This window comes from Pseudomonas sp. G3-39 (assembly GCF_054790485.1).
The window spans coordinates 3530286-3549245 of record NZ_CP186497.1; the positions used below are offsets into that span (position 1 = coordinate 3530286).

At 61.4% G+C, this 18960-nt stretch carries 16 protein-coding genes and 1 pseudogene; 10 read left to right on the plus strand and 7 right to left on the minus strand.

The annotated features are described in order from the left end of the window. Positions 1–9 precede the first annotated feature (9 nt). The 3 genes from ACOYXG_RS15490 (at position 10) to argE (ending at position 2367) form a co-directional block, all read left to right on the plus strand. Positions 10–426, plus strand: a complete 417-nt coding sequence (locus ACOYXG_RS15490) for a RidA family protein (RefSeq protein WP_003225869.1) — start codon at positions 10–12, stop codon at positions 424–426. A 118-nt stretch (positions 427–544) separates the two neighbouring features. Next, positions 545–1222: a DUF1028 domain-containing protein gene (locus tag ACOYXG_RS15495; protein ID WP_460352649.1), complete on the plus strand. Its 678-nt coding sequence runs from the start codon at positions 545–547 to the stop codon at positions 1220–1222. Beyond that, positions 1219–2367, plus strand: coding sequence for an acetylornithine deacetylase (gene argE / locus ACOYXG_RS15500; protein WP_460352651.1), 1149 nt, complete (start codon positions 1219–1221; stop codon positions 2365–2367). The genes ACOYXG_RS15495 and argE overlap by 4 nt, the downstream gene beginning before the upstream one ends. Before the next feature lie 24 nt (positions 2368–2391). Here the strand turns inward: argE and ACOYXG_RS15505 are convergent, their stop codons facing one another. Further along, complete coding sequence (locus ACOYXG_RS15505) at positions 2392–3303, minus strand: LysR family transcriptional regulator (protein WP_095136462.1); 912 nt, start codon at positions 3301–3303, stop codon at positions 2392–2394. Between the two features lie 398 nt (positions 3304–3701). On the opposite strand from ACOYXG_RS15505, the gene ACOYXG_RS15510 reads away from it, so the two are divergent. Both ACOYXG_RS15510 and ACOYXG_RS15515 read left to right on the plus strand, forming a co-directional pair. Next, positions 3702–5117 (plus strand): purine-cytosine permease family protein, encoded by a 1416-nt coding sequence (locus ACOYXG_RS15510; RefSeq protein WP_460352653.1) that lies wholly within the window; start codon positions 3702–3704, stop codon positions 5115–5117. A 104-nt stretch (positions 5118–5221) separates the two neighbouring features. Then, entirely contained in the window at positions 5222–5845 is a 624-nt protein-coding gene (locus ACOYXG_RS15515; RefSeq protein WP_460352655.1) for a glutathione S-transferase family protein, read from the plus strand. Between the two features lie 3 nt (positions 5846–5848). Here ACOYXG_RS15515 and ACOYXG_RS15520 read toward each other — a convergent pair whose 3' ends face one another. Next, positions 5849–6511 (minus strand): M24 family metallopeptidase, encoded by a 663-nt coding sequence (locus ACOYXG_RS15520; protein ID WP_460352657.1) that lies wholly within the window; start codon positions 6509–6511, stop codon positions 5849–5851. Positions 6512–6594: 83 nt separating this feature from the next. Continuing rightward, a complete protein-coding gene (gene ptrR, locus ACOYXG_RS15525; RefSeq protein WP_097090372.1) occupies positions 6595–7473 on the minus strand; it encodes a putrescine utilization regulator PtrR in 879 nt (292 codons plus the stop codon). Positions 7474–7576: 103 nt separating this feature from the next. Between ptrR and ACOYXG_RS15530 the strand changes: the two genes are divergently transcribed. Further along, the gene (locus tag ACOYXG_RS15530; protein ID WP_460352659.1) at positions 7577–8968 is read left to right on the plus strand and encodes an aldehyde dehydrogenase family protein; all 1392 of its coding nucleotides are present in this window, start codon (positions 7577–7579) and stop codon (positions 8966–8968) included. Positions 8969–9100: 132 nt separating this feature from the next. Here the strand turns inward: ACOYXG_RS15530 and ACOYXG_RS15535 are convergent, their stop codons facing one another. Then, positions 9101–10645: an MFS transporter gene (locus ACOYXG_RS15535; RefSeq protein WP_460352661.1), complete on the minus strand. Its 1545-nt coding sequence runs from the start codon at positions 10643–10645 to the stop codon at positions 9101–9103. 102 nt (positions 10646–10747) lie between these two features. Between ACOYXG_RS15535 and ACOYXG_RS15540 the strand changes: the two genes are divergently transcribed. After that, positions 10748–11644 carry a LysR family transcriptional regulator gene (locus tag ACOYXG_RS15540; protein ID WP_460352663.1) on the plus strand — a complete coding sequence of 299 codons (897 nt, stop codon included), beginning with the start codon at positions 10748–10750 and terminating at the stop codon, positions 11642–11644. 3 nt (positions 11645–11647) lie between these two features. On the opposite strand, the gene ACOYXG_RS15545 is transcribed toward ACOYXG_RS15540, so the two are convergent. Next, on the minus strand, positions 11648–12817 hold the full coding sequence (locus ACOYXG_RS15545) for a DUF1624 domain-containing protein (RefSeq protein ID WP_460352665.1): 1170 nt from the start codon (positions 12815–12817) through the stop codon (positions 11648–11650). 182 nt (positions 12818–12999) lie between these two features. Between ACOYXG_RS15545 and ACOYXG_RS15550 the strand changes: the two genes are divergently transcribed. After that, positions 13000–13596 (plus strand): paraquat-inducible protein A, encoded by a 597-nt coding sequence (locus ACOYXG_RS15550; protein ID WP_003225887.1) that lies wholly within the window; start codon positions 13000–13002, stop codon positions 13594–13596. Further along, positions 13593–14282, plus strand: a complete 690-nt coding sequence (locus ACOYXG_RS15555) for a paraquat-inducible protein A (protein WP_027612991.1) — start codon at positions 13593–13595, stop codon at positions 14280–14282. Before ACOYXG_RS15550 ends, ACOYXG_RS15555 begins: the two co-directional genes overlap by 4 nt. On the opposite strand, the gene ydiJ is transcribed toward ACOYXG_RS15555, so the two are convergent. After that, a complete protein-coding gene (gene ydiJ / locus ACOYXG_RS15560) occupies positions 14215–17241 on the minus strand; it encodes a D-2-hydroxyglutarate dehydrogenase YdiJ (protein WP_460358482.1) in 3027 nt (1008 codons plus the stop codon). The genes ACOYXG_RS15555 and ydiJ overlap by 68 nt on opposite strands. A 159-nt stretch (positions 17242–17400) precedes the next feature. On the opposite strand from ydiJ, the gene ACOYXG_RS15565 reads away from it, so the two are divergent. Further along, positions 17401–18285 (plus strand): LysR substrate-binding domain-containing protein, encoded by an 885-nt coding sequence (locus tag ACOYXG_RS15565; protein ID WP_460352668.1) that lies wholly within the window; start codon positions 17401–17403, stop codon positions 18283–18285. A 191-nt stretch (positions 18286–18476) separates the two neighbouring features. Here the strand turns inward: ACOYXG_RS15565 and ACOYXG_RS15570 are convergent. Continuing rightward, positions 18477–18913: pseudogene (locus ACOYXG_RS15570) on the minus strand (hypothetical protein). Positions 18914–18960 lie beyond the last annotated feature (47 nt).

An 18960-nucleotide genomic window follows, 5' to 3' on the forward strand; every position in this document is an offset into this window, starting at 1 on the left:
GAGCTGTACATGAGCAAGCCAACCCACACCCGCATCCGTATGTTCAACACCAAGGACACCTACCCGAACCAGACCCTGGACAACGATTTGTGCCAGGCCGTGCGCGCCGGCAACACCGTGTATGTGCGGGGTCAGGTCGGCACCGATTTCGACGGCAATCTGGTGGGCCTCGGTGATCCGCGCGCACAGGCCGAACAGGCGATGCGCAACGTCAAACAGTTGCTGGAGGAAGCCGGCAGCGACATGAGCCACATCGTCAAGACCACCACCTACCTGATTGACCCGCGCTACCGCGAGCCGGTGTATCAGGAAGTCGGCAAGTGGCTCAAAGGCGTGTTCCCGATTTCCACCGGGCTGGTGGTGTCGGCACTGGGGCAGCCGCAGTGGCTGATGGAGATTGATGTGGTGGCGGTGATTCCCGAGTAAGTCGGCAGACCGAGTCGCGGCTATCGCGAGCAGGCTCGCTCCCACATTGAAATGCAATCCCCTGTGGGAGCGAGCCTGCTCGCGAAGAGGCCGGCCCAGACACACAAGGAGTTAGACCATGACCTTTTCAATCGCAGCCCGTTGCCCCGAAACCGGCCAGTTCGGTGTCGCCATCAGTTCCTCCAGCATCGCCGTCGGCGCACGCTGCCCGTGGTTGCTGCCGGGGGTTGGCGCGGTGTCGAGCCAGAATATCACCCTGCCATCCCTCGGCCCGGAAGTCCTTGCATTGATGGAGCAAGGCCACGCGCCCGACGCTGCGCTGGACCAGGTGCTGACTCGCAACGGCTACAGCCAATACCGGCAGATCACCGCGATCAACCACCTCGGCCAGACCGCGCATTTCAGCGGCGCGCAAACCCTCGGCGTGCACAACGCGGTCTCCGGCGAACAATGCGTGGCCGCCGGCAACATGCTCGCCGGGCGCTCGGTAATCGAAGCGATGGTCAGTGCCTTTGAGGACGGCGAAGGCCAGTTGGCCGACCGCTTGCTTGAGGCCTTGCACGCCGCACAAGCCCTCGGTGGCGAAGCCGGGCCGGTGCATTCGGCGGCCGTGGTGGTGGTCGGCGAACAGACCTGGCCGATCGTCAATTTGCGCGTTGATTGGGCAGACGCAGACCCGATCGGCCAGTTGCAAAAACTCTGGGACGCCTATCAGCCGCAGTTGCAGGACTACATCGACCGCGCCCTCGATCCGGCCAAGGCGCCGGGTTATGGCGTTGCCGGGGATGATCGATGAACAACGTCGGGTTGCTCAGGACGCTGGTGGGCTTCGACACCACCAGCCGCGAATCCAATCTGCAACTGATCGAGTTCGTGCGCGACTACCTCGCAGGCTTCGATGTGCCGTGCGAGCTGATCTACAACGCCGAGCGCAGCAAGGCCAACCTGTTCGCGACCATTGGCCCGGCGGAGCAACCGGGCATCGTGCTCTCGGGGCACACCGATGTGGTGCCGGTCGATGGTCAACCCTGGACAGTAGCGCCGTTCGAACTCAGCGAACACGACGGCAAGCTGTTCGGGCGAGGCACTGCCGACATGAAGGGCTACATCGCCTGCGTGTTGGGGTTGGTGCCGGCGCTGGTCGCTGCAGAGCTGCGCATGCCCGTGCACATCGCCCTGTCCTATGACGAAGAAGTCGGCTGCCTCGGGGTGCGCTCGTTGCTCGCCGAGCTGCAGCAGCGGCCGGTCAAACCGCTGCTGTGCATCATTGGTGAACCGACCGAGTTGAAACCGGTGCTCGGCCATAAAGGCAAACTGGCGATGCGCTGCGACGTGCACGGCCATCCGTGTCATTCGGCCTACGCACCGCTGGGGGTCAACGCCATCGAGTACGCCGCCGAGCTGATCGGTGAGCTTGGGCGCATCGGCCAGCAACTGAAGGCGCCCGAGCATCACGACGAGCGTTTCGATCCGCCCTACAGCACGGTGCAGACCGGAGTGATCAGCGGCGGTAAAGCGCTGAACATCGTCCCTGCCGACTGTCGCTTCGACTTCGAAATCCGCGCCCTGCCCTCGCAGGATCCAACCCAGGTCGCACAACAGTTGCAAGCTTACGCCGAGCAGCAAGTGCTGCCGCGCATGCGGGCAGTGAGTAAGCACAGTGCGATTCGTTTCAGTGAGCTGTCGGCTTATCCCGGCCTGGCTACCGATGCGCAGAGTCAGGCGGCGGCGCTGATTGCGGCGTTTTGCGGTTCACGGGAATACGGCACCGTGGCGTTCGGCACCGAGGGCGGGCTGTTCGATGCGGCGGGTATTCCCACCGTGGTCTGTGGCCCCGGCAGCATGGATCAGGGGCACAAACCGGACGAGTTTGTCAGCCGCGCACAACTCGATGCCTGCGATGCGATGCTGCAACGGATGCTGGCCTCGATTCGCGCCTGATCCTTTCGGCCTGACTGCCTGCCTTCAAGCGTGCAGTCGGGCCAATTCCTCACGGCAATGATCAACGAACAACTGCACCGGTTTGGTCAGTTGTACCCGACGCAGCCAGGCTGCCGACAAGCCCGAGCCGGTCACGGTTTCCGCCAGCGGTACGCACACCACTTTCTGCCCGTCGTAGGTGTACTCGCCGAACGGTCGGGTCACCAGAATCGAAAAGCCGAATCCGCGCCCGACCATGCCGCGCACCATCTCGATCGACGGTGAGCTGAAGACGATGTGCGGGGTCAGTCCGCGCTCTTCGAAGATGCTCACGAAGTAGGTGCGGCTGGGCACCACGTCGAGCAGGATCATCGGTTCCAGCACCAGATCGTGCAGCGAGACTTTAGCCTGTTGTGCAAAGCGATGGTCGGCCGGCAGCAACGCATAGGGCTGCTGCGGCGGCATCAGCGGCGTGGTGTCGATGGTGGTGTCGAGGTCATGTTCAAAGAGCATCGCCACATCGATGCTGCCGGCGGTCAGCGCCTGCACCAGTTCCTGTTGTTCGCCATCGCGAATACGGATTTCCACGCCCGGCCAGCGCTGCTTGAACCCGGCGATCAGGCGCGGCAGGTACAACGGCGCTACGGTTTCGAAACAGCCGATATCGATCTGCCCCGAGACCACATCGTTGTCCGCCAGCGCGTTCTGCTCGAACTCATGCGCCACTCGCAGCAATTCCAGCGCCTTGCGATAAAACCGCGAACCACTGGGCGTCAGCGACACGCCCTGGGCGTGATGACGGATGAACAGCTGCACGCCGAAGCTTTCTTCCAGATGCTTGATCGCGGTGGAGACCGACGGCTGGGCGATATAGAGCTTGCGCGAGGCTTCGGCGACGCTGCCGCAATCGGCGGTGGTGACGAAGTATTTGAGCTGGCGCAGGTTGTAGGCGGCCATATAAAAACCTCTGCAAGTGAGACAACGCTTTTGTGGTGAGGAGATTTATCTGTTGTCAGGACATTTATCTGTAGTCAGGGGTTCTGTGGTGAGGGGATTTATCCCCGATGGGGCGCGAAGCGGCCCCTGTTTCTAAAGTCAAAAGAGGGGCCGCTTCGCAGCCCATCGGGGATAAATCTCCTCACCACAAAACTGTGTAAATCCAGGACAGAGTGAAGCCTGAACATACCGGAGCTACGCATTACACGCGGCATATATTTTTTAAGGTCTGAAGCAACAAACTTACTAATTTATCTATCCCGGACCTTTGCACATGATCGCTTCAACAAGAAATGCGCCGTCCGTGTCGGCGCTTACCGAAGTACGTCCACGTACTCATCCTTGCCTTGGAGTTCGTCATGTCCACCTCTGCAACAACATCCGCGCCGCTCATTGAAAAACACACGATAGGATACGTGCCCCCCGAAGATCGCCACGGAAAGGTCAGGGATCTGTTCACGCTGTGGTTCGGCGGCAACATCGCGCCGTTGCCCATCGTCACCGGCGCGCTGGGCGTGCAGTTGTTCCACTTGAATCTGGTCTGGGGCATCGTCGCGATTCTGGTCGGTCATCTGGTCGGCGGCGTGCTGATGGCGCTGCACTCGGCGCAAGGCCCGCAGATGGGCATTCCGCAGATGATCCAGAGCCGCGCACAGTTCGGCTCGCTCGGTGCTCTGCTGGTGGTGCTGATTGCCGGGGTCATGTACATCGGCTTTTTCGCCTCCAACATCGTGCTGGCCGGCAAGTCGCTGCACGGCGTGGTCGACAGCGTGCCGGTGCCGGTCGGCATCGTCATCGGCGCCCTCGGCTCGGGGATCATCGGCATCATCGGCTACCGCTTCATCCACGTGCTCAACCGCATCGGCACCTGGGTGCTGGGGATCGGCATCGTCGTCGGTTTCGGCTACATCTTCACCCATATTCAAACCGACGACTTCCTCACCCGCGGCAGCTTCAACCTTTCCGGCTGGCTCGCCACCGTGTCGCTCGCCGCGCTGTGGCAGATCGCGTTTGCGCCTTACGTGTCCGACTATTCGCGTTACTTGCCGGCCGACGTCAAAGTCTCGTCGACATTCTGGACCACGTATCTGGGTTCGGCGCTGGGCTCGAGTCTGGCGTTCATATTCGGTGCCGTCGCCGTGCTCGCGACACCCGTGGGCATGGACACCATGGACGCGGTCAAAATCGCCACCGGCTCGATTGGCCCACTGATGCTGGTGCTATTCCTGCTCAGCGTGATCAGCCACAACGCCCTCAACCTGTACGGCGCGGTGCTGTCGCTGATCACCCTGGTGCAGACCTTTGCCTATCGCTGGATTCCGACCGCCAAGAGCCGTGCGGTGATCTCGATCATCGTGCTGCTGGCCTGCTGCTTCGCCGCCGTCGGCGCGTCGAAGGACTTCATCGGCCACTTCGTCGACATGGTGCTGGTGCTGCTGGTGGTGCTGGTGCCGTGGACGGCGATCAACCTGATCGACTTCTACGCCATTCACAAGAGCCAGTACGACATCCAGTCGATCTTCCAGGTCGACGGTGGCATCTACGGACGTTACAACCCGCAGGCGTTGCTGGCCTATGCGATCGGCATTGCGGTGCAGATCCCGTTCATGAACACCCCGCTGTACGTCGGCCCGGTGTCGGCGCACATCAACGGCGCGGACCTGTCGTGGCTGGTGGGGTTGCTGGTGACGTCGCCGCTGTACTTCTGGCTGGCCAATCGTGACAGCGCCTATCGGCGGCGGATGATGGGCGGGAAACTGGTGGGCAGTCACTGAGATTGATTCGATGTAAAAAGAAGGCCCGCCATGCGCGGGCCTTCTGCGTTGTGGTGTGGTATTTCTTGTTGCCCCGACAGGCACCCACGAGACAGGGAAAACTCATGCTGCGAATTCTGGGCAAGGCGTCATCGATCAACGTGCGCAAAGTGCTGTGGACCTGCGCTGAACTGCAGATCCCGTTCGAGCGTGAGGATTGGGGCTCGAGCTTCAAACCCACCGACACCCCGGAGTTTCTCGCCCTCAACCCCTGCGCCATGGTGCCGGTGATTCAGGACGGCGATTTCACCCTGTGGGAATCGAACACGATCATTCGTTATCTGGCGGGCAACTATGGCGGCGCAGACCTCTACCCCGCCGAGCCGCGAGTTCGTGCGCGGGTCGATCAGTGGATCGACTGGCAAGCGTCGGAGTTGAACCGGTCGTGGTCGTATGCATTCATGTCGCTGGTGCGCCAGTCAGCGAATTATCAGGACAGCGCCGCTCTGGCCAAGGGCATCGAGCAGTGGTCGCAGACCATGGGCATCCTCGATCAACAGTTGCAGAAGACTGGCGCCTACGTCAGTGGCGACCGGTTTTCCCTCGCCGATATCCCCATCGGGCTGTCAGTCAACCGCTGGTTCGAAACGCCGCTCGCGCATCCGGACTATCCCGCCGTCAGCGCGTATTACCAGCGTCTGAGCCAACGCGAAGGCTTTCGCCTGTACGGCAGAAACGGTACGCCGTGACAATCAGATCAACAGATCTTCATAAAACGCGCCGAACGGTCGCTGCGGGTGGGCGATCTGGATTTCCAGAATCCACACCCCGGCATTTGGCGTCTGGTCGAAATCGCCGAGATTGCCGCCGCGATGGATCGCGTGAGGGAAATCGCTGACGCGGTGGCCCTTGATATCGAGATTGAGTTTCCAGCCCATGGCTTCAGCCTGATCGCTGGCATAGCGATAAAGTTCGACACCGCTCACGCCTTGGCGCCACAGTGCCTCGACACGCTTGAACAGCTCCTTGGACGCCGCCGCGCAGGCGATCATTTCCGGATCGGAGCCGGTGGTGAAGGTTGCGCCGGCATCGCCTTCGTGCCCCTGCCAGACCACGCCCATGTCAATGAAGAAAATATCGTTGTCACCGAGCACCGGATCGCCTTCGGAACGCTCCTTGAACGCCTTCAGCGTATTGGCGCCGAAGCGAATCAGCAGTGGATGCCAGATGCGGTCCATGCCCAGTTCGGCGAGAATCTGCTTGCCCCGCTCCTGGGCTTCGGACTCACGCATGCCGGGCTTGATCACCTGGGCGATGGCGTCAACGGCGTTCCAGGTCAGGCCCTGCGCATGACGCATCGTTTCCAGCACAAACCGCTCACCGACTGCTTCTTTTCCGCTCAGGGCTGCACTCATTTGCTTGTTCCTCATGGCTACGCTGTATAGTTTTTTATATTGCGAAACGCCGATCAAGATACAGTCATGACACAACGTGTTAATTACTCTTCCGCACGCACCACCCCGCGCTCCTCCAGCAAACGCACGAACATGCTCAAGCTGCGCGACACCGTGCCCCGGCGCCACACCAGCCAGGTGGTCAGATAGCGAAAATCCGCCGCCAGCGGCCACACGCTCACGGTTGCGCTGCCAGGCATGCTCTGCAGCATCTTGCGCGGCATCAGCGCCAGCCCGGCCCCTGCACTGACGCAGGCAAGCATGCCGTGATACGACTCCATTTCGAAAATCTTGCCCGGCACGGCAGCATCGGTGCTGAACCATTTTTCGAAGTGATGCCGATAGGAGCAGTTGGAGCGGAACGCATAGATATTCTCGCCGTTCACATCCGCCGCGCGCCGCACCGGGGGGTGATTGAGTGGCGCGATGATGACCATCTCTTCCTCGAACGCCGGCACACCTTCCAGCGCCGGGTGCAGCACCGGGCCATCGACGAATGCCGCCGCCAATCGTCCGGAGAGTACGCCGTCGATCATTGTCCCGGACGGGCCGGTCGACAGATCCAGATCGACCTTGGGATGCAACTGGTTGTACGCCGCGAGCAGTTCGGGGATGCGCACGGCGGCGGTACTTTCCAGCGAACCGAGGGGAAATGCGCCCTGCGGTTCTTCACCGGCGACCGTGGCCCGCGCTTCCTGCACCAGATCGAGAATGCGCCGCGCGTATTCGAGAAAACTCCAGCCGGCGGGCGACAAACGCAGACGACTTTTCTCGCGGATAAACAGGTCAACGCCCAAGTCCTGCTCCAACTGCTTGATCCGCGTGGTCAGGTTCGATGGCACGCGATGAATCTGCGCCGCGGCGGCGCTGATGCTGCCGTGCTCGGCAACGGCCTTGAAGATTTCCAGCTGCACCAGATCCACAGTCATTCTCCAATCGTGAAAGAAACGATCTTTATTATTCAGTTTCCAGAAAACAAACGCCACCCTACTCTAGGCCCATCCACTGAACTCGCAGGAGCCAGCCATGAGCCAGATTTCCAGCCAGACCCACGCCATCTCGATCAACCCCGCCACCGGCGAACAGATCGGTCACTACGCCTTTGAATCCGCCGAAGCCCTCGACGCCGCGTTGACCCGCGCCGCGTTCGGTTTCTCGAAATGGAAACGCAAGCCGCTGCAGGATCGCTCCCGCGCCCTGACCGCCCTCGCCGGCGCTCTGCGCGACAGCGCCGAAGCCATGGCGACCATGATCACCTTGGAAATGGGCAAGCCGATCGCCCAGGCCCGTGGCGAAATCGAGAAATGCGCCAAGCTTTGTGAGTGGTACGCGGAAAACGGTCCGGCCATGCTCGACGCCGAACCGACTCAGGTTGAAGGCGGCAAGGCGCGTATCGAGTACCGACCACTCGGCCCGATCCTCGCGGTGATGCCGTGGAACTTCCCGATCTGGCAAGTGCTGCGCGGTGCCGTTCCGGCGCTTATCGCCGGCAACACCTACGTGCTCAAGCATGCGCCGAACGTGATGGGCAGCGCCTACCTGCTGCGCGACGCGTTCAAGCGCGCCGGTTTCGCCGATGGCGTGTTTGAAGTGATCAACGTCACCCCGGAAGGCGTTTCCAGCGCCATCGCCGACCCGCGCATCGCCGCTGTCACCCTGACTGGCAGCGTGCGCGCCGGTATGGCCATCGGTGCTCAGGCCGGTGCCGCGCTGAAGAAATGCGTGCTGGAACTGGGCGGTTCCGATCCGTTCATCGTGCTCAATGACGCTGATCTGGACGAAGCCGTGCAGGCCGCCGTGATTGGCCGCTACCAGAACTCCGGCCAGGTCTGCGCCGCCGCTAAGCGCCTGATCATCGAAGAAGGCGTGGTCGAAGAGTTCACCCGCAAATTCGTCGAGGCCACGCGTCAATTGAAAGTCGGCGATCCGCTGTCCGCCGACACCTACATCGGGCCGATGGCGCGTTTCGATCTGCGTGATGAACTCGACCAGCAAGTGCGCGACACCCTCGAAGAAGGCGCCACCCTGCTGCTCGGCGGCGGTAAGGCCCAAGGCCCGGGCAACTACTACGAGCCGACCGTGCTGGCCGATGTCACGGACCGCATGACCTCGTTCAAACAGGAACTGTTCGGCCCGGTGGCATCGATCATCACTGCCCGCGATTGCGCCCACGCCGTGGCCCTGGCCAACGACAGCGACTTCGGCCTGACCGCGACGATCTACACCGCCAACGTCGCGCTGGCCCAGCAACTGAGCAGCGAACTGGAAACCGGAGGCGTGTTCATCAATGGCTATTCGGCCAGTGACCCGCGCGTGACTTTCGGCGGCGTGAAGAAAAGCGGTTTCGGTCGCGAGTTGTCGCACTTCGGCGTGCGCGAGTTCTGCAACGCGCAGACGGTGTGGCTGGATCGTAAATAATCAGGACTCCAACACGCACTGGTGGGAGTGGGCTTGCTCACGAAGGGGCCGGCATGTTCAGCATTGATAGTGACTGACCTGACGCCTTCGCGAGCAAGCCCGCTCCCACACTCGAAAATTCCGCACACACCGCTATAGCAAGTCGGGCGCTGTTTTTTGCGGCTGCGTAACCGCCCGATCCTTGCTCAACAGCCCAAGCACCACTGCCGCCGAAGCTAGAGTGATCCCGGTCAGGATGTGCAACAGGTACTGAAACGCCGTGGCATAACCCTGCACCAGACGCTCTTTGGCCAGCCCCGGAACGGTGTTGAGCGCATGCGCCATGTCCCCCGTGGTGACGCGGTGCGCGGTCTCGGCAATCAACGCCGCATCGACACTGCCTGCCACTGTACCCGTCAGATCGGTATGCAGCAGCGAAGTCAGCACGGCGCCCACCACCGCCAGCGCAATACCCTCACCCGCCACGCGCACGGTATTGAAGATCCCCGCCGCCATCCCCGCGCGCTCCTTCGGCACGACGCTGACCGACAGACCATCCATCAAGCCCCACGGCAAACCGGTGCCAATCCCGATCAACAGCATCGCAATGACCAAGGCGGATTTTGGCTCGCCGACGTTGTACAGGCTCAACCCGTGCAAGCCCACCGCAGCGATCAGAAAACCGATCCCCGAGAGAATCCCCGCCGAGACAAACCGGGTCAGCGACGCCGCCAGCATCGGTACCACCAGCATGGGCGCCGACAGCGCCAGCAACAGCAGGCCGGCATCGATTTCGCTCAAGCCTTCCACGCCGATAAAGCGCAATGGCAACATCACCACCAGCACGATGTAGCAAAAACAGGTGCCGATCGGCAGCATCTGCACGCCGATGAAGCGCGGAAAACGCAACAGGGTCAGATCGAGCATCGGATGTTTGACGCGCCTTTCGATCATCACGAACAACCCCAGCAACAATGCCGAAGCGCCCAGCAGACCGACCACCAGCGCGCTGTCCCAACCGCTTTCCGGGGCCTGAATCACGCCGAAGGTGAGCAGCGCCAACATCGCACTGAAGGTGATCGTGCCCGGCCAATCCAGTCCCGTGGCATCCGGGTTGCGGCTTTCGCGCATGCGCGGCAGGCCGAAGACCATGGCGATTACGCCGATCAGCGCGGTGAAAACAAAAATCGCCCGCCAGCTGAACGCCTCGATTAACGCACCGGCCAGCAGCGGCCCGAAAGCCAGACCGATGCCGAATGTGGTGCCGAGTACGCTGTACGCGCGGGTTCGCGCATGGCCTTCGAATTCTTGCGCCAGCGACGCTGAGCCGCTGGCCAACGCCGCAGCACCGGCCACGCCCTGCACTGCACGCAGCCCATCCAGCCAGTACACCGACGGTGCCAGGCTCTGCGCAATCGATGCTGCGGTGAACAGCAACATGCCGAAGCTGAACAGGCGTTTACGCCCATAGACGTCGGCCAACGCTCCCGCCGCCATCAGCAAACTGCCGAATGACAACATGAACGCATTGGTGATCCAGGTCAGGGCCACGGGGCTGCCGCCCAGATCACGACCAATGGCGGGCGTCGCCACCGCGCCACCGGTAAAACTCAAGGGCAGTACCAATGCCGACAGGCACACGGCCGCGAGGATCAGCACCTTGTTATGCGCGCCTGGTTGATGAGCGACCGTTGTCATGCATTCATCCTTTAAAGAAATTGCCAGGCTGCGACTTTAAGGCCGTTAGATTGATGCGATAATCCCAGCAATTTTGCATGACTTTGTGAAAGGGATTCACAGATGAAATCACCCTCAGCGGCAGACCTTTGCGTATTTCTCTGTACGGCGCAGCACTTGAATTTCAGCAAGGCCGCCGTCGAACTCGGGCTCACCCCGTCAGCCCTGAGCCATTCGGTAAAGGCTTTGGAGAATCGCCTCGGTGTGCGTCTATTCAATCGCACCACCCGCAGCGTGGCGTTGACCGAGGCCGGTGAGCGCTTTTACGCGCGCCTGAAACCGGCGTTCCGCGACATTGACGATGCACTGGAAGACCTCAACCATTTTCGCGACAAACCCACCGGCAACCTGCGTATCACCTGCGGACGCCAGGCGTGCGAACTGGTATTGCTGCCGATTGCCAGCGAGTTCTTGCAGACGTATCCGGACATTCGCATGGAGGTGGTCGAAAGCGAAGCGTTGCTGGATATCGTCGCTGGCGGATTTGATGCGGGCGTGCGCTTTGGCGATCGACTGCAGGCCGACATGGTCTCGCTGCCGATTGGCCCGGCGATGCGTTCGGTGGTGGTGGCTTCGGCGGCATTCCTCGAACGCTATCCTGCGCCGCAAAAACCCGAAGATCTGCGCGATTTGCCCTGCCTGCGCCACCGCTACCCCAGTGGTACGCTGTATCGCTGGGAATTCGAACGCGATGGCATTGCCCAGGAAATCGAGGTCAACGGCCCGCTGACCCTGGGCGACGTCAGCTTGATGGTCGGCCCTGCACTGCAAGGTCTGGGATTGGCGTATGTGTTCGATGACATGGTCAGCGAACACTTGGCATCGGGGCGTCTGATTCAGCTGTTGGCCGACTGGTGCCCCTACTATCCGGGCCTGCATCTGTACTACCCGAGCAGGCGCCACGTACCGGCGCCGCTCAAGGCTTTTATCGACTTCGCGCGCGAGCGCAGTAGTCACTAGGGCTTACAGATATTTCAGCCAGGCAATATCGCGGCGCCGCGATTTCAGCGCGGAAAACCAGCGCACCGCCGGGTACAGCGCCACCGCCAGCAGCACCGACACCAGCCAGATTGCCGGCACCGAGTCGAATCCGAAATGGCTACCCTGATTCAGTCCGAACAGAGCCAGCGCCATCAGGTACAGCACCTTCAGCACGTACAGATGCAGCAGATAAAAGAACATCGGCGCAGAACCGAAGACCGTCAGCCAGCGAATCCAGCGCCGGGTCTGCAGCCGTTCGAACACCAGCAACAACAGCAATCCGATGCTCACCGTCAGGCTGATGAACAGCAGCGATGGCGGGTACTTGGTGATGTTGAAAAACGCCATCAGCGTTTGCACGGTCGTGTCTTCAACCGCCCAAGGCTTTTCGCCGTATCCGTTGAGCAGCCGCAGTCCGACGAAACCCAGCAGTCCGGCAATACCAGCCAGCAACAGGCACTGCTGACGAACTCCGGCGTCGGCCGCACGGGCAAACCATGGGCCCAGCGCATAACCCAGACCGATCACGCCGATCCACGGCAACAGCGGATAAGAAGTGCGCAAGCGCAGACTGTCACCGACCTCGATCCAGCCCCGATCATGCAGGATCGCCCATGGCACATGCAGTGCCGACTCCGGCGCGAAATGCAGCCCGTCCAGCAGGTTATGCCCGGCAATGATCGCCAGACTCAACGTCAGCAACAACCAGCGTGGCAACCAGACCAGCAGCGACAACGCGATCATGCTCAAGCCAATCGCCCAGATCACCTGCAGATAGATCACGCTCGGCGGCAACTGAAACGTCCAGGCAAAGTTCACCAAGGTGAATTCCAGCACTACCAGAAACAGCCCACGCTTGAACAGGAAGGCACTGACATCGGCCTTGCCCGCGTACTTCTCGCCGAACAGCCACGCAGACAATCCGGTCAGCAACACGAACACCGGTGCGCACAGATGCGCCAACGTGCGACTGAAAAACAACGCCGGCTCGGTGTTGGCGATGTCCATCGGGTCGGACACCTGACGGTGCAACAGAAACGTTTCACGCACGTGATCCAGCAGCATGAACAGGATGACCAGACCGCGTAACGCATCAATGGACAGCAAGCGGCCGGTCGGCAGCGGGTTGGAACGGGTACACACAATCGTCATGGAGATTTCGCCAACGAGCAAATGAATCAGGGGATCGCAACCGCACGCCCCGCCAAAAATTCGCGTTACTCTATAACACTAAAAGTCGATTCCCAAGCCAAACGCCATTTGCCCAATCACGTCAGGCTTCTATAGTGATCAGGCGCCCCCTGCGCTTTTGCGCCTGCTGTCGAGCGTTGCCCATGACCTCAACCGAACACCTGATCATCTGCGAGCATTGCGACTGTGTGTACGAAAAGGTCGTGCTCGGCAAACACCAGAAAACCCTCTGCGTGCGGTGCGGCGGCGTGCTGCAGCGCTACAACGGCTTGACCGTCGAGCAGCGGCTGGCCCTGAGTTTCACTGCGGCGATGCTGTGGCTGTTCGCCAATTTCTATCCGGTGATGAGCATCAGCATGAAGGGCCTGAAGAACAGCGCGACGCTGTGGGATTCGGTACTGGCGCTGAGTCAGGGGCCGATCACCTTCATGGCGATGGTCGCGGCGATTTCGATCATCATCGCCCCGGCGTTTCAACTGGTGCTGTTGATCTGGGTGCTGAGTTTCGCCTTGTCATCGCGCCGGGCGCCGGGCTTCAAGCTGTGCATGCGCTGGCTGGAAACCCTGCGTCCGTGGAGCATGCTCGAAGTGTGTCTGCTGGGGGCGATGGTCGCGGTATTCAAACTGGCCGGGCTGCTCGATGTGCTGCCGGGTATCGGCCTGTTCGCTTTGGCGGTGCTGAGCCTGATGATGATCCGGATTGCCGGCCGCGACATTCGTGATCTGTGGGACATTCTATGAAGCGACCCGCGACCGCCAGCGAACTGAATCTGTGCCTGTGCCACAGCTGTGGTCTGGCCTGTGACATGACCGACGAGCCGCACGAGTGCCCGCGCTGCGATGCGCCGCTGCATCGGCGCAAGACCAACTCCCTGACGCGCACCTGGGCCTATCTGTTCGCCGCGTTGGCGTTTTACGTGCCGGCCAATCTACTGCCGGTGATGAACACGGTGATGCTCGGCAACGGCGCCGACAGCACGATCATGAGCGGCGTGCTGGAGTTCTGGGAGGGCGGCGCGTGGGACATCGCACTGATCATTTTCATCGCCAGCATCGCGGTGCCGGGGATCAAATTCGTCGCCCTGTCGCTGCTGCTGATCACCGTGCAGCGGGGCAGCGACTGGGCGCGCCGTGAGCGTTCGAAGCTGTACCGTTTCGTCGAGCTGATCGGCTACTGGTCGATGCTCGACGTGCTGGTGGTCGCCCTGGTCGCGGCGCTGGTGAAATTCCAGGCGCTGGGCGATATCGAACCACGCCCGGGCATCCTGTTTTTCGGCATGGTGGTGGTGTTCACCATGCTCTCGGCGATGAGTTTCGACCCACGGCTGATCTGGGACAATGCCCCGGACGACGAACCGCTCAGCGACGCACCACCTCAAGCAGCACCTGCAACGGATGGCGCAGCGCCCGATCCGACTGGCGCTTGACCTGACTGCGGCACGAATAGCCGGTGGCCAGTGCTTCGCCCTGATCCGCCGGGGCTTCGACCTGCCGCGCCCACGATTGCTCGTAGATCACCGCCGAGGTTTCGCGGTTGCGCGCTTCATGGCCGTAGGTGCCGGACATGCCGCAGCAGCCGGTGGCCTGCGTCGCCAGTTTCAGCCCGACTCGCTCGAACACTTGTTCCCACTGGCGAGTGGCGGCCGGCGCGTTGGTTTTCTCGGTGCAGTGTGCCAGCAGACGGAATGACCGGGCCGCATCGGCAGTAGCCTGCTCCGGCATCACCTTGAGCAGCCATTCCTGTACCAGCGCGACTTCCGGGCAGTGGTCCATGCCGGGCACTTTCAGGTATTCCTGGCGATAGACCAGCGTCATCGCCGGGTCCAGTCCCAGCAACGGCACACCGACATCGGCCAGTTCACGCAGTTGCCGGGCATTGCGCAGCGCCGCGCGGTTGAACGCCGACAGGAAACCCTGCACATGCAGCGGCTTGCCGTTGGCACTGAACGGTGCCAGATATACCTGATAGCCAAGTCGTGAAATCAACTCCAGCAGATCCGCTAGCAGCGGCGCTTCGAAGTAACGAGTGAAGGCATCCTGCACCAGCACCACACTGCGCTCGCGCTGGGCTGGGGTCAGCGCCGACAGCGTGGAAACCGTCGCCGGCTGCACCTTCCAGCGGCGCAGCGCAGCGTGGAAATCAAAGCGACTGAGCAACGGCACATCGACTATGCCGCCAAGACGCTCCAACTGTTTGCGCACAAAGGTTGCGCCCATCAAACCGTTGTACAGCGCCGGAATCCGCGCCATGTACGGAATGCTGTACTCCAGCGAGGCAATCAGATAATCCCGCGCAGGGCGCAGATAACGGCTGTGATACAGCTCAAGGAAACGCGAACGGAATTCCGGCACGTTGACCTTGACCGGGCACTGTCCCGCGCAGGACTTGCACGCCAGGCAGCCGGCCATGGCGTCGTACACCTCATGGGAAAAGTCTGCATCCTGCGCGCGGCTGTTGCGCCAGCGTGTCCACAGGTTGCGGAAAAATGCCGGACGACGGATCGCCTCCGACAGCACATCCACCCCTGCCTCGCCCTGCAAACGCAGCCATTCGCGGATCAGCGATGCACGACCCTTGGGCGATTGCGCACGCTCGCGGGTGGCTTTCCACGATGGGCACATGGCGTCGTCGGGATCGAAGTTGTAGCAGGCGCCGTTGCCGTTGCAATGCATGGCCGCACCGTAGCTTTGCCAGACTTTTTCATCGATCTGCCGATCGAGTTCGCCGCGCAGGGTCACTTCGTCGATTTTCAGCAACGCCGCAGCGGTATTGGCCGGGGTGGCGATCTTGCCCGGGTTGAACTGATTGAACGGGTCGAACGCGGCTTTCAACGCTTGCAACGCCGGGTACAGCTCACCGAAAAACGCCGGCGCGTATTCCGAGCGCAGGCCTTTGCCGTGCTCGCCCCACAACAGGCCGCCGTAACGCTGGGTCAGCGCCGCGACGCCGTCGGACACCGGGCGCACCAGCGCCGCTTGCTGCGGATCCTTCATGTCGAGAATCGGCCGTACGTGCAACACGCCGGCATCGACGTGGCCGAACATGCCGTACTGCAAACCGTGGCTGTCGAGCAGATCGCGCAGTTCAGCGATGTACTCGGCCAGATGCTGCGGCGGCACGGCGGTGTCTTCAACGAACGGCTGCGGCCGCGCTTCACCGGCAACGTTGCCCAGCAAGCCCACCGCACGCTTGCGCATGCCATAGACCTTGTTCACCGCCGGTTGGCCGACGGCCAGCGTATGCCCCAAGCGTTCAACTGTTGCGTCGCTGCTCAGATGTTCGAGGAAGGCTTCGACCCGGCGTTGCAGATCCTCTGGATCGTCGCCGCAGAATTCCACCAGGTTGATCCCCAGCGTCGGCCGCTCGGCACTTTCCGGGAAGTACTCGGCGACGCCGTGCCAGACGATGTCCTGCATCGCCAGCAGCAACACCTTGGAATCCACGGTTTCAATCGACAGCGGCTTGAGCGCCATCAGCGCCCGGGCATCGCGCAACGCATCCATGAACCCGGCGTAGCGAATGTTCACCAGCATCGTGTGTTTGGGGATCGGCAGTACGTTGAGCTTCGCCTCAACCACAAACCCCAGCGAGCCTTCGGCGCCGCACAGCACGCTGTTGAGGTTGAAGCGGTTGTCGGCCTCGCGCAGGTGCGCCAGGTCGTAGCCGGTCAGGCAGCGGTTGAGATCCGGGAAGCGCTGTTTGATCAGCTCGCCCTGCTCATCAATGATCTGCCGCGCACAGCGATAAACTTCACCCACCCGATCTTCACGGGCGCACAGCGCTGTCAGGTCGTCTTCCGCCAGCGCTGCGCCGTGCAGACGCTCGCCACCGCGCAGGACCATGTCGAGTTCCAGCACATGGTCGCGGGTCTTACCGTAGGTGCAACTGCCCTGGCCGCTGGCGTCGGTGTTGATCATGCCGCCGACGGTGGCGCGGTTGGAGGTCGACAGCTCCGGGGCGAAAAACAGCCCGGCTGATTTCAGCGCGGCGTTGAGCTGATCCTTGACCACCCCGGCCTGCACCCGCACCCAGCGCTCTTCGACGTTGATTTCCAGAATGCGGTTCATGTGCCGCGACAGGTCGACGACGATGCCATCGGTCAACGACTGGCCGTTGGTGCCGGTGCCGCCGCCACGTGGAGTGATCACCACTTGCTGATAGGCCGGTTCGGCAATCAGCCGCGCGACCCGCGCCACGTCCTCGGCATCCTTCGGAAACACTGCCGCTTGCGGCAGGCGCTGGTAGATCGAGTTGTCGGTGGCGAGCACCACGCGACTGGCGTAATCGGCGCTGATCTCGCCACGAAAACCACTGGCTTTCAGGGCTTTGAGGAACTTCTGGTAATCGGCGGTCAATGCAGTGGCGGGCGACAGCTGGGCAATCATCGGTCGGGAAATCTCGGTCAAAATCGGGCCGTGTGGCGGTGAACAGTTGTGCGCAATGAATGATTGCGTCACGCTCCCGCCATCTCATGGTGCTTATGTTCATTGCTTGGCGCCGTCGGGACAAACGTAAAATCGACCCGCAATCCATGACTAAAACGAATGAATCCGCGAACCCTCACCCCTTCAATGTCGTTATTGCTGGCCTTCGAGGCCGCCGCACGCCATGAAAGTTACACCCGCGCCGCCCATGAACTGTCGCTGACGCAAAGCGCGGTCAGCCGTCAGGTGCAGATTCTGGAAAAGATGCTCGGCATGCGCCTGTTCAGCCGCGAAGGCCGGCAAGTGGTGCTCACCGATGTCGGGCGCATGTATCAGCGCGAACTGGCCGAAGCCCTCGGACAGATTCGCAGCGCGACGTTGCAGGCCATGGCGTTCGGTTCCGGCATTCACAGTTTGCGTCTGGCGACGCTGCCGACCTTCGGCTCGAAATGGCTGCTGCCGCGACTCAAGGACTTCTACACCGCACACCCCGGCATGACCGTGCACTTGCATTCACGCATCGAAGCGATCGACTTCGACACCAGCGAAATCGATGCGGCGATCTGTGTCGGTGCGGGGGATTGGCCGGGGCTGAGCGCCCTGCCCCTGCACACTGAAGAACTGGTGGTGATTGCCAGTGCGCAGTTGTCGTTGGCCGAACGCGATGATGCGGAACAGCACATCGCCGGGCAGCTACTGCTCAATGTCAGCAGCAATGCCCAGGCCTGGGCGGAATGGTTCACGCATCATGGTTTGCCCCACCGCAGCATGCGCATCGGGCCGAGCTTTGAAATGACTTCGCACCTGATTCAGGCCGTCCGGGCGAATATTGGCGTGGGGCTGGTGCCACGGATTCTGGTGGAGGATGAATTGCTTAACGGCGAGCTGCAGCAACTGGGGGAGCCGATCACCAGCCGGCGCAGCTACTACCTGGTGTATCCGCCGCGTAATGAGGCGTTACCGTCACTGAAAGCGTTCAGGGATTGGTTGGTGGATACGCTCTGACCGCAGCCCCCACAAATGCAAAACATAACGAAACGCCGCTCGATGAGCGGCGTTCAGTCAATCCCGGTACTGGCGCTTTAGCGGTGGCGGCGCACTCGGCCCCTTGACGAGGGGCTTGGCCAGCAGCTTGCCATCCGGGCCATAAAACAGGCGCCTGACGCTGGGCGGCATGGGAGTAGGCTCTTTTGCGCTCATGATGAAACCTCTTCGACAGAACTGAATTCGACCCACTGGACTTTCGAGGAATCTATCACCAATAGTTCGGCGCCAAAAGGCAACGCCACGCCATCCTCCCCCAGCCAGCCTGGATTCAGCATGATGAACTGCCCCTCCAGCGGGCCGGAAGGCCACTCGACGGGCCAGCCGAACAATCGCCTTTCATCCGTCAAATGCAGCGTTACCAGGCGATTGTGGCGGGCAAAGGTGCTGTACCACTCGCTGGGGTATGAGTTTTTATTCGTTACATTTTTACTTCGTAACCATTTGTGCAGTTTGTCATTGCCTGCACAATCTGCCCAAACGTATCAGGCCGTTTGAATGAAGTGAGCGTGTAGAAAATCCAGGTAGAAACAAATCCGGGAATCAGATACTGCAACAACGGAATAACTTCTTTGACCAGATCATCCATGATCCGTGGCTCCTTGAAAGGCATGTCCCTCCGGTTACCGGGCGGCA

What these genes read in the sequence shown, in the direction of transcription:
- ACOYXG_RS15490 (WP_003225869.1), top strand. Translation starts at nt 10, where the DNA reads ATGAGCAAGCCAACCCACACCCGCATCCGTATGTTCAACACCAAGGAC.
- ACOYXG_RS15495 (WP_460352649.1), top strand. Translation starts at nt 545, where the DNA reads ATGACCTTTTCAATCGCAGCCCGTTGCCCCGAAACCGGCCAGTTCGGT.
- argE (WP_460352651.1), top strand. Translation starts at nt 1,219, where the DNA reads ATGAACAACGTCGGGTTGCTCAGGACGCTGGTGGGCTTCGACACCACC.
- ACOYXG_RS15505 (WP_095136462.1), bottom strand. Translation starts at nt 3,303, where the DNA reads ATGGCCGCCTACAACCTGCGCCAGCTCAAATACTTCGTCACCACCGCC.
- ACOYXG_RS15510 (WP_460352653.1), top strand. Translation starts at nt 3,702, where the DNA reads ATGTCCACCTCTGCAACAACATCCGCGCCGCTCATTGAAAAACACACG.
- ACOYXG_RS15515 (WP_460352655.1), top strand. Translation starts at nt 5,222, where the DNA reads ATGCTGCGAATTCTGGGCAAGGCGTCATCGATCAACGTGCGCAAAGTG.
- ACOYXG_RS15520 (WP_460352657.1), bottom strand. Translation starts at nt 6,511, where the DNA reads ATGAGTGCAGCCCTGAGCGGAAAAGAAGCAGTCGGTGAGCGGTTTGTG.
- ACOYXG_RS15530 (WP_460352659.1), top strand. Translation starts at nt 7,577, where the DNA reads ATGAGCCAGATTTCCAGCCAGACCCACGCCATCTCGATCAACCCCGCC.
- ACOYXG_RS15535 (WP_460352661.1), bottom strand. Translation starts at nt 10,645, where the DNA reads ATGACAACGGTCGCTCATCAACCAGGCGCGCATAACAAGGTGCTGATC.
- ACOYXG_RS15540 (WP_460352663.1), top strand. Translation starts at nt 10,748, where the DNA reads ATGAAATCACCCTCAGCGGCAGACCTTTGCGTATTTCTCTGTACGGCG.
- ACOYXG_RS15545 (WP_460352665.1), bottom strand. Translation starts at nt 12,817, where the DNA reads ATGACGATTGTGTGTACCCGTTCCAACCCGCTGCCGACCGGCCGCTTG.
- ACOYXG_RS15550 (WP_003225887.1), top strand. Translation starts at nt 13,000, where the DNA reads ATGACCTCAACCGAACACCTGATCATCTGCGAGCATTGCGACTGTGTG.
- ACOYXG_RS15555 (WP_027612991.1), top strand. Translation starts at nt 13,593, where the DNA reads ATGAAGCGACCCGCGACCGCCAGCGAACTGAATCTGTGCCTGTGCCAC.
- ydiJ (WP_460358482.1), bottom strand. Translation starts at nt 17,241, where the DNA reads ATGATTGCCCAGCTGTCGCCCGCCACTGCATTGACCGCCGATTACCAG.
- ACOYXG_RS15565 (WP_460352668.1), top strand. Translation starts at nt 17,401, where the DNA reads ATGAATCCGCGAACCCTCACCCCTTCAATGTCGTTATTGCTGGCCTTC.